This is a genomic window from Streptomyces sp. NPDC058671 (assembly GCF_042716475.1).
Classification (GTDB): Bacteria; Actinomycetota; Actinomycetes; order Streptomycetales; family Streptomycetaceae; genus Streptomyces.
Genome location: NZ_JBHXSA010000047.1, coordinates 1 through 15,801 on the forward strand (window position 1 = coordinate 1; position 15,801 = coordinate 15,801).

The 15,801-nt window shown below is 70.5% G+C and carries 12 protein-coding genes; 4 read left to right on the forward strand and 8 right to left on the reverse strand.

All coding sequences use genetic code 11. The features are described 5' to 3' along the window. Positions 1-288: 288 nt before the first annotated feature. Both ACFWV2_RS32230 and dapA read right to left on the reverse strand, forming a co-directional pair. Positions 289-1,974 carry a ribonuclease J gene (locus ACFWV2_RS32230; protein WP_384410716.1) on the reverse strand — a complete coding sequence of 562 codons (1,686 nt, stop codon included), beginning with the start codon at positions 1,972-1,974 and terminating at the stop codon, positions 289-291. Between the two features lie 99 nt (positions 1,975-2,073). Next, positions 2,074-2,973, reverse strand: coding sequence for a 4-hydroxy-tetrahydrodipicolinate synthase (gene dapA, locus ACFWV2_RS32235; RefSeq protein ID WP_384410719.1), 900 nt, complete (start codon positions 2,971-2,973; stop codon positions 2,074-2,076). Positions 2,974-3,323: 350 nt separating this feature from the next. Here dapA and ACFWV2_RS32240 point away from each other — a divergent pair, with 350 nt between their 5' ends. Together ACFWV2_RS32240 and ACFWV2_RS32245 are read left to right on the forward strand one after the other, a co-directional pair. Next, positions 3,324-3,563 carry a hypothetical protein gene (locus ACFWV2_RS32240; protein WP_384410722.1) on the forward strand — a complete coding sequence of 80 codons (240 nt, stop codon included), beginning with the start codon at positions 3,324-3,326 and terminating at the stop codon, positions 3,561-3,563. Positions 3,564-3,617: 54 nt separating this feature from the next. Beyond that, positions 3,618-4,178 carry a hypothetical protein gene (locus ACFWV2_RS32245; RefSeq protein ID WP_384410724.1) on the forward strand — a complete coding sequence of 187 codons (561 nt, stop codon included), beginning with the start codon at positions 3,618-3,620 and terminating at the stop codon, positions 4,176-4,178. On the opposite strand, the gene ACFWV2_RS32250 is transcribed toward ACFWV2_RS32245, so the two are convergent. From ACFWV2_RS32250 to eccD, 6 genes are all read right to left on the reverse strand, one after another. Continuing rightward, the gene (locus tag ACFWV2_RS32250) at positions 4,168-4,620 is read right to left on the reverse strand and encodes a hypothetical protein (RefSeq protein WP_384410727.1); all 453 of its coding nucleotides are present in this window, start codon (positions 4,618-4,620) and stop codon (positions 4,168-4,170) included. The genes ACFWV2_RS32245 and ACFWV2_RS32250 overlap by 11 nt on opposite strands. A gap of 5 nt (positions 4,621-4,625) precedes the next feature. After that, positions 4,626-5,378, reverse strand: a complete 753-nt coding sequence (dapB, locus tag ACFWV2_RS32255) for a 4-hydroxy-tetrahydrodipicolinate reductase (RefSeq protein ID WP_384410731.1) — start codon at positions 5,376-5,378, stop codon at positions 4,626-4,628. Between the two features lie 28 nt (positions 5,379-5,406). Continuing rightward, complete coding sequence (locus ACFWV2_RS32260) at positions 5,407-6,786, reverse strand: M16 family metallopeptidase (RefSeq protein ID WP_384410734.1); 1,380 nt, start codon at positions 6,784-6,786, stop codon at positions 5,407-5,409. Beyond that, complete coding sequence (locus ACFWV2_RS32265; RefSeq protein ID WP_360796615.1) at positions 6,783-9,002, reverse strand: polyribonucleotide nucleotidyltransferase; 2,220 nt, start codon at positions 9,000-9,002, stop codon at positions 6,783-6,785. Before ACFWV2_RS32265 ends, ACFWV2_RS32260 begins: the two co-directional genes overlap by 4 nt. A gap of 296 nt (positions 9,003-9,298) precedes the next feature. Continuing rightward, positions 9,299-9,589, reverse strand: coding sequence for a 30S ribosomal protein S15 (gene rpsO / locus ACFWV2_RS32270; protein ID WP_056565800.1), 291 nt, complete (start codon positions 9,587-9,589; stop codon positions 9,299-9,301). 203 nt (positions 9,590-9,792) lie between these two features. Beyond that, positions 9,793-11,271 carry a type VII secretion integral membrane protein EccD gene (eccD, locus tag ACFWV2_RS32275; RefSeq protein WP_384410737.1) on the reverse strand — a complete coding sequence of 493 codons (1,479 nt, stop codon included), beginning with the start codon at positions 11,269-11,271 and terminating at the stop codon, positions 9,793-9,795. Positions 11,272-11,454: 183 nt separating this feature from the next. On the opposite strand from eccD, the gene eccCa reads away from it, so the two are divergent. Continuing rightward, a complete protein-coding gene (eccCa, locus tag ACFWV2_RS32280; RefSeq protein WP_384410739.1) occupies positions 11,455-15,408 on the forward strand; it encodes a type VII secretion protein EccCa in 3,954 nt (1,317 codons plus the stop codon). Positions 15,409-15,471: 63 nt separating this feature from the next. Next, positions 15,472-15,756, forward strand: coding sequence for a DUF397 domain-containing protein (locus ACFWV2_RS32285; protein ID WP_360796624.1), 285 nt, complete (start codon positions 15,472-15,474; stop codon positions 15,754-15,756). Positions 15,757-15,801: the final 45 nt, after the last annotated feature.

A 15,801-nucleotide genomic window follows, 5' to 3' on the forward strand; every position in this document is an offset into this window, starting at 1 on the left:
ACCCTCTCGGGCTTTCCTCCGGGCTTCCCTTCGGTCTTGCGTTTCCGACTCTATCAGATCTTTCCGACCCGATTTCCTCGGTGCTTTCCGGTCCCTTTTGTTTTCACTCCGGGGGCCTTTCGGCGGTTCCGACTTTATCAGATGATCCGAGTCGGAATTCCTGCCTTCCGGAGAACCGTTCAGGCGCACGGCGGCGCCGGGTGGTTCCCGTTCTGGCGGAGCCGTAAACGTACTGGAGCGGGGCGCCCCGATGCAAATCGAGGTGCCCCGCTCCGGTGGTTGTGCTGGTCAGACCTCCACGACGACCGGAAGGATCATCGGGCGGCGGCGGTAGGTGTCGGAGACCCACTTGCCGACGTTGCGGCGGATCAGCTGCTGGAGCTGGTGGGGTTCGACGACGCCGTCCTGGAACGACTTGTTCAGGGCCTGGTCGATCTTCGGGAGTACCGCGTCGAACGCGGAGTCGTCGATGCCGGAGCCCCGGGCGTGGACGTGCGGGCCGCCCACGATCTTGCCGGTCGAGGCGTCGACCACGACGAAGACCGAGATGATGCCCTCCTCGCCGAGGATGCGGCGGTCCTTGAGGGAGGTCTCGGTGACGTCGCCGACCGAGAGGCCGTCGACGTACACGTAACCCGCCTGGACCTTGCCGGTGATCCGGGCGCGGCCGTCGACCAGGTCGACGACGACGCCGTCCTCGGCGATGACGATGTGGTCCTTGGGGATGCCCGTCAGGGCGCCCAGCTCGGCGTTGGCGCGGAGGTGGCGCCATTCGCCGTGGACGGGCATCAGGTTCTTCGGGCGGCAGATGTTGTAGAAGTACAGCAGCTCGCCGGCCGAGGCGTGGCCCGAGACGTGCACCTTGGCGTTGCCCTTGTGGACGACGTGGGCGCCCCAGCGGGTCAGGCCGTTGATCACGCGGTAGACCGCGTTCTCGTTGCCCGGGATGAGGGACGAGGCCAGGATGACCGTGTCGCCCGGGACGATGCGGATCTGGTGGTCACGGTTGGCCATCCGGGACAGGGCCGCCATCGGCTCGCCCTGGGACCCCGTACAGACCAGCACGACCTCGTCGTCCGGCAGGTCGTCGAGGGTCTTCACGTCCACGACGAGACCGGCCGGGACCCGGAGGTAGCCCAGGTCGCGGGCGATGCCCATGTTGCGGACCATCGAGCGGCCGACGAAGGCGACCCTGCGGCCGTACTCGTGGGCGGCGTCGAGGATCTGCTGGATGCGGTGCACGTGGCTGGCGAAGCTCGCCACGATGATCCGCTTCTGGGCGTTCGCGAAGACCGTGCGCAGGACGTTCGAGATGTCCTTCTCCGGCGGGACGAAGCCCGGGACCTCGGCGTTCGTGGAGTCCGAGAGGAGGAGGTCGATGCCCTCCTCGCTCAGACGCGCGAACGCGTGCAGGTCGGTGAGCCGGCCGTCCAGCGGGAGCTGGTCCATCTTGAAGTCGCCGGTGGCGACGGCCATGCCCGCGGGGGTGCGGATGGCGACCGCGAGCGCGTCCGGGATGGAGTGGTTGACCGCGATGAACTCGCAGTCGAACGATCCGAGGACCTCCCGGTCGCCCTCCTTCACCTCGAGGGTGTAGGGGCGGATGCGGTGCTCCTGGAGCTTGGCCTCGATCAGGGCGAGGGTCAGCTTGGAGCCGATGAGCGGGATGTCCGGCTTGAGCCGGAGCAGGTAGGGGACGGCACCGATGTGGTCCTCGTGGCCGTGCGTGAGCACGATGCCTTCGATGTCGTCGAGGCGGTCCCGGATGATGGTGAAGTCCGGCAGGATCAGGTCGACGCCGGGCTGCTCCTCCTCGGGGAAGAGGACGCCGCAGTCGACGATGAGTAGACGGCCGTCGAACTCGAAGACCGTCATGTTGCGGCCGATCTCACCGAGCCCGCCGAGCGGGATGACGCGCAGGGCGCCCTTCGGCAGCTTCGGCGGGGCGCCGAGTTCAGGATGCGGATGACTCAAAAGACTCTCCTCACCACGCACGCCACGTACCTCTTGGCACGCGGCGGGCATGACATTCGTGCACTTGCTGGTGTCAGTGTTCAGTTGTGAAGTTCGATGTCAGAGCTCTACCCCGCCTGCGGTCAGGTCGACCTTGAGCTGCTCGGTCTCCTGGGGGGAGAGCTCCACGAGCGGCAGCCGCAGCGGGCCGGCCGGGAGCCCCTGGAGGGCGAGGGCGGCCTTGCTGGTCATGACGCCCTGGGTGCGGAACATGCCGGTGTAGACCGGCAGCAGCTTCTGGTGGATCTCGGTGGCCTTCTGGACCTCGCCGCCCAGGTGGGCGTCGAGGAGGGCGCGGAGCTCCGGGGTGACGACGTGGCCCACGACGGAGACGAAGCCGCAGGCTCCGACGGAGAGCAGGGGCAGGTTGAGCATGTCGTCGCCGGAGTACCAGGCGAGGCCGGAGCGGGCGATGGCCCAGCTGGCGCGGCCGAGGTCGCCCTTGGCGTCCTTGTTGGCGACGATGCGCGGGTGCTCGGCGAGCCGGACGATCGTCTCGGTGTCGATCGGGACGCCGCTGCGACCGGGGATGTCGTAGAGCATCACCGGGAGCCCGGTGGCGTCGGCGATGGCCGAGAAGTGCCGGTACAGGCCCTCCTGCGGAGGCTTGCTGTAGTACGGCGTCACGGCGAGCAGGCCGTGGGCGCCGTCGCGCTCGGCGGTGCGGGCCAGCTCGATCGAGTGGTGGGTGTCGTTGGTGCCGATGCCGGCCACGACGTGGGCGCGGTCGCCGACCGCCTCCAGGACCGCTCGTACCAGCTCCGATTTCTCCGCGTCGCTGGTGGTCGGGGACTCCCCGGTGGTGCCGTTGATGACGAGGCCGTCGTTGCCTGCGTCCACCAGGTGGGTGGCGAGTCGCCGGGCACCGTCGAGGTCGAGTGCGCCGTCCGCCGTGAACGGCGTGACCATCGCGGTGAGGACCCGCCCGAAGGGGGTCTGCGGAGTGGAGATCGGAGCCATGGGTAACACGCTACTCGCTGCTCAGCGCCGGGTGTCCCTGAGGGGGGACAGGAGAAAGGAGCCCGGCGCTGCCTGCTCGGGGGTTCAGGCAGCGCCGGGTCCGTTTGATCAGCCTAGATGAACTTCGTGAAACGTCGCAATACGGACACTTCGCGTCGAGTGTTCGGACATCTGTGCGCCAACAGGGCCGGAGGGCCCTTCCTGCGGAGTAGCGCCCAGGTCGGTGGCCTCGGCCCCGAGGTCCTCCTTGAGAACGAGATTCGGCCGCTTTGATGAAGAAGGGCACCAAAACGCCGGATCCGTCGTCTCTCCCTGTGAAGCATTGACGTCGACTGAGGAGAGTGGCTCTGATGTTCCGCCGGGACGAGGCCGTACCGTTCGCGTTCGTCGCGGAGGCCGACCACTTCCGCAGTAACGTCACTCCCCCGCCACGGGAGCGCCTCGGCGCCGCGCAGATCGTCGGCCGTACGCTGCTCGGGATGACCGTCGTGGCCGGTCTCGTGGGGTCGCTGATCCTCGGGATGCCGTCCCTTCAGTCCGGGGACTCCGCCACTCGTCAGCAGCAGTCCGCGGCCTCCGACAACCGCTGAGGTAGCCTCACCGGGCACCGCCCCTTCGAGCGTGCCTGTGAGTGAGGACCTGTCGTGCCCCTGCCCTTTCTGACGGCCGACCGTGCTTTTGACACGACCGACCACGTCGCCCTGCCGTTCGACGATCACGACCAGTGGCGCCGTCCGTACCGGCCGGGGTCCTGGCGGGTCGGGTCTGCCGCGCTCGCGCTGCTGCTGGCCTCGTTCGTGCTCCTCGCCGCCGTGATCATCACCGCGGCCGGGGCCTTCGACGGCGGGGCCGCCACCCTGGGCGTCGCCGTGCTCGTCATCCTGGCCGCCCTGCGGATGCTCCGCATGGGCACCTGGGTCAGCCGCGCCGGAGTGCGCCGCGTGGCCTTCCTCTCGACCGTCACCGTGCCGTGGGCCAAGGTGACGTCCGTGCGGACCGTGCAGCAGCCGGTGCGCTGGCTGGGGCTCCCCCGAACCGTCCAGGGACAGGCCCTGGTGCTCGGCCGGCAGGGTGGTGAGCAGCTGATGCTGCTCACCGACCACAATGCCGACTTCCTCTCCCGGGTCGAGGCCTTCGACCGGGCGGCCGACACGGTCGAGGCCTGGAACGCCGAGTACGGGGTGGCCCCGACCGTCACGCGCTGACCGGACGCCCGTCGTGGAGGGCGATGGCCCGCTGCATCGCCTTGCGGGCCCTGGGGGTGTCGCGGGCGTCGTGATAGGCGACCGCGAGCCGGAACCAGCAGCGCCAGTCGTCGGGTGAGTCCTCCGTCTCGGCCTTGCGCCGGGCGAAGACCTCGTCGGCGGAGTCGCGGTCGATGCGGCCGCCCTCCGTGCGCTTCAGTTCGTCGACGGGCAGGCCGCCCTCCGCCTCCAGTTCGGTGGCGAGGCGGCCGGCCTGGCGCGCGAACCTGGTGTTCTTCCAGAGGAACCAGCCGCCGACGCCGGGCAGCAGGAACGCCACCGCGCCCATGCCCATGGCGGTGGGCTCGCCGGTGAGGAGCAGCAGGACGCCCTCCATGGCCACCACGCCGAAGACGAGGACGAGGACGGTGGCCAGGAAGACGTACGTGATCTTTCCGCCCATGGCCGTCAGCCCAGGTCCAGGAAGTGCTCAAGGCCGAAGGTGAGGCCCGGGGCGGTGGTCACGCGGCGGGCGCCCAGAAGGATGCCCGGCATGAAGCTGGAGTGGTGCAGGGAGTCGTGGCGGACGGTGAGGGTCTCGCCCTCGCCGCCCAGCAGTACCTCCTGGTGCGCGAGCAGGCCCCGGAGCCGTACGGCGTGGACGGGGACGCCGTCGACGTCGGCGCCGCGGGCGCCGGCCAGGGCGGTGGTGGTGGCGTCCGGCTGGGGGCCCAGGCCGGCGTCGGCGCGGGCCGCGGCGATCAGCTGGGCCGTCCGGGTGGCGGTGCCCGAAGGGGCGTCCACCTTGTTCGGGTGGTGCAGCTCGACGACCTCGACCGACTCGAAGTACGGGGCGGCGAGCTGGGCGAACCTCATGGTGAGGACCGCGCCGATGGAGAAGTTCGGGGCGATCAGGACGCCGGTCTCCGGGGAGGCGGCGAGCCAGGTCCGCAGCTGCGCGAGGCGCTCCTCGGTCCAGCCGGTGGTGCCGACGACCGCGTGGATGCCGTGGCGCACGCAGAAGTCGAGGTTCTCCATCACCGAGGCGGGGGTGGTCAGCTCGACGACGACCTGGGCTCCCGCGTCGGTGAGCGCCTCCAGCTTGTCGCCGCGGCCGAGGGCCGCGACCAGTTCCATGTCCTCGGCGGCCTCGACGGCCCTGACGGCCTCGGAGCCGATACGGCCCCGGGCTCCGAGGACCGCCACGCGCAGCTTGCTCATTGCTCTGGATTCCTTAGGGATCTCGTGGTCAGGAGACCGCGTGGTGGAGGCGGTCCGCCTGCTTGTCCTTCAGCGGGCCGATCACCGAGAGCGAGGGCCGCTGGGTCAGTACATCGCGGGCGACCTCCCGGACCTCGTCCGGGGTGACGGCCGCGATCCGGTCCAGCATGTCGTCGACGGACATCTGGGTGCCCCAGCACAGCTCGCTCTTGCCGATGCGGTTCATCAGCGCGCCGGTGTCCTCAAGACCCAGCACCGTCGAACCGGACAGCTGGCCGACGGCGCGGGCGATCTCGTCGTCCGTGAGGCCGTCGGACGCGACCTTGTCGAGCTCGTCCCGGCAGATCTTCAGGACGTCGTGGACCTGGCCCGGCCGGCAGCCGGCGTACACGCCGAAGAGACCGCAGTCGGCGAAGCCCGAGGTGTACGAGTACACGCTGTAGGCCAGGCCGCGCTTCTCGCGGACCTCCTGGAAGAGGCGGGAGGACATGCCGCCGCCGAGGGCCGTGTTCAGCACGCCGAGGGCCCAGCGGCGCTCGTCGGTGCGGGCCAGGCCCGGCATGCCGAGGACCACGTGGGCCTGCTCGGTCTTGCGGTTGAGCAGCTCGACGCGGCCCGCCGCGCGCAGGGTGCGCCTGCCGTCGCGGGGGGCGACGGGGACGGCGTCGGTGCGGCTGAGGGCGCCGGCCTTCTCGAAGGCGCGGCGGACCTGGCGTACCACCGTGGCGTGGTCGACGTTGCCCGCGGCGGCGACGACCAGGTGGGTCGGGTCGTAGTGCTTCTTGTAGAAGCGGGCGATCCGGCCGCGGGTGAGCCCGTTGACGGTGTCGACGGTGCCGAGGACGGGGCGGCCCAGCGGGGTGTCGCCGAACATCGTCCGCGCGAAGAGTTCGTGGACGACGTCACCGGGGTCGTCCTCGGTCATCGCGATCTCCTCGAGGATGACACCGCGCTCGGCGTCCACGTCCTCTGCGAGGATCAGCGAGCCCGTGAGCATGTCGCAGACGACGTCGATCGCCAGCGGCAGGTCGGTGTCGAGGACCCGGGCGTAGTAGCAGGTGTACTCCTTCGCCGTGAAGGCGTTCATCTCGCCGCCGACCGCGTCGATCGCGGCGGAGATGTCGAGGGCGGACCGCTTGCGGGTGCCCTTGAAGAGGAGGTGCTCCAGGTAGTGGGTCGCGCCGTTCAGCGTGGGCGTCTCGTCGCGGGAGCCGACGTGCGCCCAGATGCCGAAGGTGGCGGAGCGCACGGAGGGAAGGGTCTCGGTGACGATCCGCAGGCCCCCGGGGAGGGTCGTGCGCCGGACCGTGCCGACGCCGTCCTTGCCCGGGAGAAGCGTTTGGGTACGGGCGACGGCCCGCCCCTCCGAAGAGGGGCGGGCCGTCGTCACGGAACTACGGGACGTCACTGGTCGGTGTCGTCCTTGTCGTCCGCCGCGGCGTCCTCGTCCGCGATCACGGGGACCAGGGAGAGCTTGCCGCGCTGGTCGATCTCGGCGATCTCGACCTGGACCTTGGAGCCGATCGCGAGCACGTCCTCGACGTTCTCCACGCGCTTGCCACCGGCGAGCTTGCGGATCTGCGAAATGTGCAGCAGACCGTCCTTGCCGGGCATCAGGGAGACGAACGCACCGAAGGTGGTGGTCTTGACGACCGTACCCAGGTAGCGCTCGCCGACCTCCGGCATGGTCGGGTTGGCGATGCCGTTGATCACTGCGCGAGCGGCCTCGGCCTGCGAGCCCTGCGCGGCACCGATGTAGATGGTGCCGTCGTCCTCGATCGTGATGTCGGCGCCGGTGTCCTCCTGGATCTGGTTGATCATCTTGCCCTTGGGGCCGATGACCTCACCGATCTTGTCCACCGGGATCTTGACGGTGATGATCCGCGGCGCGTTCGGGGACATCTCGTCCGGAACGTCGATCGCCTCGTTCATCACGTCGAGGATGTGCAGACGCGCGTCACGGGCCTGCTTCAGCGCGGCGGCCAGGACCGAGGCGGGGATGCCGTCGAGCTTGGTGTCGAGCTGGAGCGCGGTGACGAAGGTCTTCGTACCGGCGACCTTGAAGTCCATGTCGCCGAAGGCGTCCTCCGCACCGAGGATGTCGGTGAGGGCGACGTAGTGCGTCTGGCCGTCGATCTCCTCGGAGATCAGACCCATGGCGATGCCGGCGACGGCGGCCTTGAGGGGCACACCGGCGTTCAGCAGCGACATGGTGGAGGCGCAGACCGAGCCCATCGACGTCGAACCGTTGGAGCCGAGGGCCTCGGACACCTGACGGATCGCGTAGGGGAACTCCTCGCGGGTCGGGAGGACCGGCACGAGGGCGCGCTCGGCGAGGGCGCCGTGGCCGATCTCGCGGCGCTTGGGCGAGCCCACGCGGCCGGTCTCGCCGACGGAGTACGGCGGGAAGTTGTAGTTGTGCATGTAGCGCTTGCGGGTCACCGGGGAGAGGGTGTCCAGCTGCTGCTCCATGCGGAGCATGTTGAGGGTGGTGACGCCCAGGATCTGGGTCTCGCCACGCTCGAACAGCGCCGAGCCGTGCACGCGCGGGATGGCCTCGACCTCGGCGGCGAGCGTACGGATGTCCGTGAGGCCGCGGCCGTCGATGCGGACCTTGTCCTTGATGATCCGCTCGCGGACCAGCTTCTTGGTCAGCGCGCGGTAGGCGCCCGAGATCTCCTTCTCGCGGCCTTCGAAGGCCGGGAGGAGCTTCTCGGCGGCGAGCTCCTTGATGCGGTCGAGCTCGGTCTCGCGCTCCTGCTTGCCGGCGATGGTGAGCGCCTTGGCGAGGTCGCCCTTGACGGCGGCGGAGAGCGCCTCCAGGACGTCGTCCTGGTAGTCCAGGAAGACCGGGAACTCGCCGGTGGGCTTGGCGGCCTTGGCCGCCAGGTCCGACTGGGCCTTGCAGAGGGCCTTGATGAAGGGCTTCGCGGCCTCGAGACCGGCGGCGACGACCTCCTCGGTCGGCGCCTCGGCGCCGCCCTTGACCAGCTCGATGGTCTTCTCGGTGGCCTCGGCCTCGACCATCATGATCGCGACGTCACCGTCGTCGAGGACGCGACCGGCGACGACCATGTCGAAGACGGCGTCCTCGAGCTCGGTGTGCGTCGGGAACGCGACCCACTGGCCCTTGATCAGGGCGACACGGGTGCCGCCGATCGGGCCGGAGAAGGGCAGGCCGGCCAGCTGCGTGGAGCAGGAGGCGGCGTTGATCGCGACCACGTCGTAGAGGTGGTCGGGGTTGAGCGCCATGATCGTCTCGACGATCTGGATCTCGTTGCGCAGGCCCTTCTTGAAGGAGGGGCGCAGCGGCCGGTCGATCAGGCGGCAGGTGAGGACGGCGTCCTCGGAGGGGCGGCCCTCCCGGCGGAAGAAGGAGCCGGGGATCTTGCCGGCCGCGTACATCCGCTCCTCGACGTCGACCGTCAGGGGGAAGAAGTCGAGCTGGTCCTTGGGGCGCTTCGAGGCGGTGGTCGCAGAGAGGACCATCGTGTCGTCGTCCAGGTAGGCGACGGCGGAGCCGGCGGCCTGCTTGGCGAGGCGGCCGGTCTCGAAGCGGATGGTGCGGGTACCGAAGGTTCCGTTGTCGATGACGGCCTCGGCGTAGTGGGTCTCGTTCTCCACTATGGGTTTCTCCTACGTGTTCGTCTTTGCGTCCGGGGCCCGTGTGGCCGGGGACGGTGTTCGACGGGGGCGGAGAAGCGCGCCTCGGGTGCTGGCCGGTCTTCGATCGAAGCACCCGGAAGTCGTTTCCGGGGGCCACTACCGAGGACCGGCGGCGAGCCGGCGGCTCCTCGCTCGTCGTTATGGGTTTGTGCGACCAGCCTAAATGGCGATACGCACTTTGTGCACGTACGGCAAAGGGAGCGGCCCCCTGAAAGTGGGAACCGCTCCCTCCGCAGCGTTCTCCATGGAACGGATTACTTGGCGCCGCCGGCCGCACCGCGACGGATGCCGAGGCGGTCGACCAGCGCACGGAAGCGCTGGATGTCCTTCTTGGCCAGGTACTGCAGCAGGCGGCGGCGCTGGCCGACCAGGATCAGCAGACCACGGCGGGAGTGGTGGTCGTGCTTGTGCTGCTTGAGGTGCTCGGTCAGGTCCGAGATGCGGCGGGAAAGCATGGCGACCTGGACCTCGGGGGAGCCGGTGTCGCCCTCCTTGGTGCCGAACTCGGTCATGATCTGCTTCTTGACAGCGGCGTCGAGAGCCACGCGGATCTCCTCTTTGGTCTTCGTGCGCCCGTGAGTGCCCCTGGTCTAGGTCTCAGGGGAAGCTTCCGTGACTCGACGGGCGAAGGTCCGATGGGCGCAGCTTCCAGAGGCTTCCGACCGAGTCGGGGGCATTCCGGGAGCGCGTACACAAACGGCCGTCACACAGCGTACCAGCTCGCCGGAGGGCCCCCGGCTCCCCTCCTCTACTTGCTGGTGAGGGAGCGGACCGCCGAGAAGACGTCGAGGACGGCGAGGCAGAGGGGGACGAGGGAGAGCAGGACGAAGGCCTCGGCCAGGTCGAGGAGGCGGCCCCAGAACGGTGAGAGGCCCTTCTTCGGGATGATCAGGCCGATCGCGGTGATCAGCGCCGCGCCGGAGGCGACGGCCGCGGTGAGCCAGATCGTACGGATGTCCAGGCCGCCCCGGTCGCCGTACATCAGGAGGTCCTTGACCAGGTCGGCCGGCGGGTTGAGGGAGAGGCCGAGGACGAGCAGCGCGATGGCGGCGATGCCCGCGACGAGGACGCAGGCGACCTGCGAGGTGTAGCGGAAGAGGCGGGCTCGCAGCAGCATCGCCAGGCCCGCGGCGAGGGCGAGGAGCTGGCCCCAGACGTTTCCGGCGAAGCCGAGGACGGCGGCGGAGCCGACGACGACGGCCGCGCAACCGCCGACCAGACCGAGGAGCATCTCGTGGCCGCGGCGGGCCTGGAGCGCGATGCGCTCGCCGTCGACGGGCTGCGCGTCCTCGCCGGCCGCATGCTGCGGGTCGCCGAGGAACTCCTCGTCGGCGGCGCTGCGCGGGGCGGCGTAGCCGATGGGGAGTCGGGCGAAACGGGCGGAGAGGCCGGGCAGGAAGGCGACGAGGCCGATGGCGACGGGTGCGCAGACGGCGGCGGTCTCGGTGGCGGTGGTCTCGGTGAGGATCGCGAGGAAGGTGGCGAGGGTGCCGACGCCGGCGAGGAAGGTGGCGGCGACGAAGGGGGCGTCGCCGCTGGGGGTGAGCGCGACGAGGGCCACCGAGGCGACGAGGACGGTGACGCAGCCGAGCAGGAACTGCAGGCGGCCGGGGCCCTCCCCGGCGTCGGGGCCGACGATGCCGGAGCCTGCGATGAGCAGCAGCGGCAGCGCGCCGAGACCGAGGGCGACGGCGGTCGCCCGGTCCGCGTACACGCGGGCGCGTACTCCGGCGAAGGCGGTGAGGAGGAATCCGGCGGCGCCCGCGATGATGCCGGGCAGGCTGTGCATGTCGTGGCGGACCGGGTCGGCGAACCAGAGGACGAAGCCCATGAGGACGAGGAGCAGGACGCCGCCGAGGAGTCCGGCGCCGCGCAGCAGCTCGTCGCCCCACAGGTGCCGGTCGCGGGTGACGGCGGAGGCGACGGCGTCGGACACGTCGTCGTAGACGGCGGGCGGCAGGGACTGGGCGAACGGGCGCAGGGAGAGCACCTCGCCGTCGAGGACCTGCTGGGCGGCGAGGGTGCGGGCGCCGTCGAGGACGGATCCGTCCCGGCGGACCAGGTGGTAGCCGGTGGGGGTGCCGGCGGCCTGGGTCTGTCCGGTGAGCCGCAGGATCTCCGGGTAGACGTCGGCGACGGCGATGTCCTCCGGGAGCGCGACGTCGATGCGGCTGTCCGGCGCCACGACGGTGACGCGGCAGAAGCCGGTCGCTGCGGTCGTACTCACGTGTGTGGACCCCCTGATTCGCGGTTGCGCACGATGCGCGCGCCACCCTACCGGGGACCGCCGGTGGGGGCTGCAAGTAGGATCGCCGTCCCATGGGGGAAGTCCGTGCGCCCGGCTGCCGACAGGGGTGCCGGGCGGATGCTCCCGCCACGAACCCGCCTCCAACGAGGGATTGATGCGCCGGTGAGCCAGATCGTCGTCAAACGCCCGCCGAGGTCTCTTCCGCCGGAAGTGCCCGGTGAGGAACTGGTCCTGGAGTCTCCGCCGGAACTTCCCCGGGGACAGCAGGAGTCGGCGTTGATGCAGCTCCTGCCGATGCTCGGCATGGGTTCGTCGGTGGTGTTCTTCTTCATGACGCCGTCTCCGATCATGCGGATCATGGGCACCCTGATGCTGGCGTCGACGATCGCGATGGCGGTCGCCCAGTTCGTCAGATTCCGTCGCGGTACGCAGGGGCAAATGGCCGATGTCCGCCGCGACTACCTCAAATACCTCGCGCAGACCCGGCGTACGGTCCGGCGCACGGCCCGCAGGCAGCGGGACGCGCAGCTGTATCTGCACCCCTCCCCCGAGCAGTTGTGGTCGGTGGTGGCCGAGGGCTCGCGGGTGTGGGAGCGCCGGGTCGGCGACCATGACTTCGGGCAGGCGCGGATCGGGCTCGGGGCGCAGCAGTTGGCGACGCCGCTCGTGGCGCCGGACACCGCGCCGGTGGACGAGCTGGAGCCGCTGTGCGCGGGGGCGATGCAGCAGTTCCTCGCGGTGCACGGCACGTTGGACGGGCTGCCGATGGCGGTGTCGATGCGGGCCTTCTACCACGTGACGGTGTCGGGTGAGGCGGAGTCGGCGCAGGCGGCGGCGCGTGCGCTGGTGGCGCAGCTGGTGACCCTGCACTCCCCCGAGGACCTGGTGGTCGCGGTGGTCGCGGCGCGGGCCTCGCAGGAGCGGTGGGACTGGGTGAAGTGGCTGCCGCACACCCAGGTCCCCGGGCAGGTCGACGGGGCCGGTACGAAGCGGTTGTTCGGCGACGACCTGGGCGAGCTGGAGAACCTGATCCGCTCCAAGCTGGACGGGCGGCCCCGGTTCTCCCGGGACAACCAGCCGGTGCTCGACCAGCCGCACGTGGTCGTGGTCCTCGACGGCGGGATGGTGCCGCCCGACTCGCTGCTCGCGGCGGCCGAGGGGCTCCAGGGCGTGACCATCGTGGAGGTCGTCTCGGGCGAGCTCGACGAGCCGCGCGGCGGCCTCTCGGTGGTCGTACGGCCGGGCCGGCTGTCGCTGGAGTTCGGCGGCGGCTTCGCGTACGAGGGGCTGCCGGACGGCATCTCGCTGCCGGCGGCCGAGGCCCTGGCGCGGCAGCTGGCGCCGTTGCGGACGGGCGGCGGGGACGACGACGAGCCGCTGCTCGCCAATCTGGACTTCACGGATCTGCTGAACCTGGGCGACGCCGCCTCGGTGGACGTGGCGCGGACCTGGCGGCCGCGGTCGGTGGCCGAGCGGCTGCGGGTGCCGATCGGTGTCGGCGAGGACGGCCAGCCGGTCATGCTGGACCTGAAGGAGGCCGCGCAGGAGGGCATGGGCCCGCACGGTCTGTGCGTGGGCGCGACGGGTTCCGGCAAGTCGGAGCTGCTGCGGACGCTGGTGCTGGGCCTCGCGGTGACGCACTCCTCGGAGACGCTGAACTTCGTCCTCGCCGACTTCAAGGGCGGCGCGACCTTCGCGGGCATGTCGCAGATGCCGCACGTGGCGGCGGTCATCACCAACCTGTCGGACGACCTGACCCTGGTCGACCGCATGGGCGACGCGATCCGCGGTGAGCTCCAGCGGCGCCAGGAGCTGCTGCGGTCGGCGGGCAACTACGCCAACATCCACGACTACGAGAAGGCGCGGGCGGCCGGCGCCCCGCTCGAACCGCTGGCCTCGCTGGTCCTCGTGATCGACGAGTTCTCCGAACTCCTCACCGCCAAGCCCGACTTCATCGACATGTTCATCCAGATCGGCCGGATCGGCCGCTCGCTGGGCGTGCACCTGCTGCTGGCCTCGCAGCGCCTGGAGGAGGGCAAGCTGCGCGGCCTCGACACGTATCTGTCGTACCGGATCGGTCTGCGGACCTTCTCGGCGGCGGAGTCGCGGACGGCGATCGGCGTGCCGGACGCCTATCACCTGCCATCGGTGCCCGGTTCGGGCTATCTGAAGTTCGGTACGGACGAGATGACCCGCTTCAAGGCGGCGTACGTCTCGGGGACGTACCGGACGGGCGGCCCGCGCCTGGAGATCGGGCAGATGCCGGTGGAGCGGCGTCCCGCGCTGTTCACGGCGGCGCCGGTACCGGTGGTGTACGCGGCGCCCGACCCGGCGTACCTCACGGCCCGGCGCGCGGAGGAGGACGACGCGCTCGCGGACACCGTCCTCGACGTGATCGTGCGGCGCCTCGAGGGGCAGGGGGTGCCGGCGCATCAGGTGTGGCTGCCGCCGCTCGACCAGGCGCCGTCGCTCGACCAGCTGCTTCCGGGGCTCGCGCAGACGGCGGACCGGGGGCTCACGGCGACGGAGTACACGCGTCAGGGCGGGCTCACGGTGCCCCTCGGCCTCATCGACAAGCCGTTCGAGCAGCGGCGCGAGGTGCTGTACCGGGACTTCTCGGGTGCGGCCGGTCACATGATGGTGGTCGGCGGTCCGCAGTCCGGGAAGTCGACGATCATGCGGACGCTGGTCTCGTCGTTCGCGCTCACCCACACCCCGGCCGAGGTGCAGTTCTACTGCCTGGACTTCGGCGGCGGCGGCATGAGCTCGCTGGCCGACCTGCCGCACGTCGGCGGGGTGGCGTCCCGGCTCGACCCCGAGCGGGTGCGCCGGACGGTCGCCGAGGTGATGGGGGTGCTCAACCGGCGGGAGGAGTTCTTCCGTACGCACTCCATCGACTCGATGACGACCTACCGGCGCAAGCGGGCCGCGGGCGACCTGCCGGGCGAGGCCTGGGGCGACGTGTTCCTGGTCGTGGACGGCTGGGGCAGCTTCCGCAACGACTACGACATGCTGGAGCCGATCGTCTCCGACATCGCGGCGCGCGGTCTGGGGTACGGCATCCACGTGGTGATCACCGCCTCCCGGTACATGGAGGTGCGGGCGGCGCTCAAGGACCAGATGCTGGGCCGGCTCGAGCTGCGGCTCGGTGACGTCATGGACTCCGAGTTCGACCGGAAGGTCGCGGCGAACGTGCCGCCGGGGGTGCCGGGGCGCGGCCAGGTGCAGGAGAAGCTGCACTTCATGGGGGCGCTGCCGCGGATCGACGGGTCGAGTTCGTCCGCCGACCTGTCGGAGGGCACGTCGGCGTTCGTGCAGGCGGTGAAGGCGAGCTGGACCGGGGCGCCGGCGCCCGCCGTCCGGCTGCTGCCGCGCAAGCTGCCCGCGGAGCGGCTGCCGAAGGGCTTCGAGTACCCGCAGCACGGCATCGCGATCGGTATCGACGAGACGAACCTGGAGCCGGTGTTCGTCGACTTCGAGTCGGACCCGTTCTTCCTCGTCTTCGGCGAGAGCGAGTCCGGCAAGACGGCGCTGCTCCGTCTCATCGCGAAGCAGCTGTGCGAGCGGTACACGCCGGAGCAGGCGAGGATCGTGGTGGGCGACTACCGGCGGACGATGCTGGAGGCGGTGGCGCCCTCGCACCTCCTGGAGTACGCGCCGATGGCCTCGGCCATGCAGATGCACATGGAGGCCATCGCCACGGTGATGACGAAGCGGGCGCCGAAGCCCGACATCACCCCGCAGCAGCTGCGCGACCGGAGCTGGTGGTCGGGTCCGCAACTGTTCGTCCTCATCGACGACTTCGAGCTGGTGGCGACCAACTCCGGGAACCCGCTCGCGGTCCTGGTGGAGAACCTGCCGTTCGCGCGGGACGTCGGCATCCGGTTCATCGTGGCCCGCAACCAGGCGGGTGCCTCGCGGGCGATGTACGAGCCGTTCATGCAGCGGATGCGGGAGTTGGGCGCGCAGGGGGTGATCCTCTCCGGCGACCCGCAGGAGGGCGACATCCTCGGCAACGTCCGGGCGCGGCCGATGCCGCAGGGCCGGGGCACGTTCGTGTCGCGGAAGCGGGGCGCGCCGCTGGTGCAGCTGGGCTGGCTGCCGGAACAGCACTGAGCGGAGCGGTCCCTCCCACTACTGTGGGAGGGACCGCCGTACCACCGCGAAGGGAACGCGCCGATGACCGACGCCCACCAGACCAGCACCGAGAGCGCGGACGCCGCCCTGGCCGCCGAGAAGCAGCGGCAGAAGGACGAGCTGTACGCGCTGGACATCTCCGGCGTCGAGTGGCAGGGCGCGCCGGGGACGAGTCCGGACGAGGAGCGGGTGGAGATCGCGCGGCTCCCGGAGGGGGCGGTGGCGATGCGTTCGTCCCTCGACAAGGAGACGGTGCTGCGTTACACGAAGGCCGAGTGGGACGCGTTCGTCCTCGGCGCCCGGGACGGCGAGTTCGACCTGCGGTAGGCGGCGGACACGCGTGAGGGGGTGGCCCGTCGGACGGGCCACCCC

Coding starts and splice junctions, on each gene's coding strand:
- dapA (WP_384410719.1), bottom strand. CDS start 2,973: ATGGCTCCGATCTCCACTCCGCAGACCCCCTTCGGGCGGGTCCTCACC.
- ACFWV2_RS32240 (WP_384410722.1), top strand. CDS start 3,324: ATGTTCCGCCGGGACGAGGCCGTACCGTTCGCGTTCGTCGCGGAGGCC.
- ACFWV2_RS32250 (WP_384410727.1), bottom strand. CDS start 4,620: ATGGGCGGAAAGATCACGTACGTCTTCCTGGCCACCGTCCTCGTCCTC.
- dapB (WP_384410731.1), bottom strand. CDS start 5,378: ATGAGCAAGCTGCGCGTGGCGGTCCTCGGAGCCCGGGGCCGTATCGGC.
- ACFWV2_RS32285 (WP_360796624.1), top strand. CDS start 15,472: ATGACCGACGCCCACCAGACCAGCACCGAGAGCGCGGACGCCGCCCTG.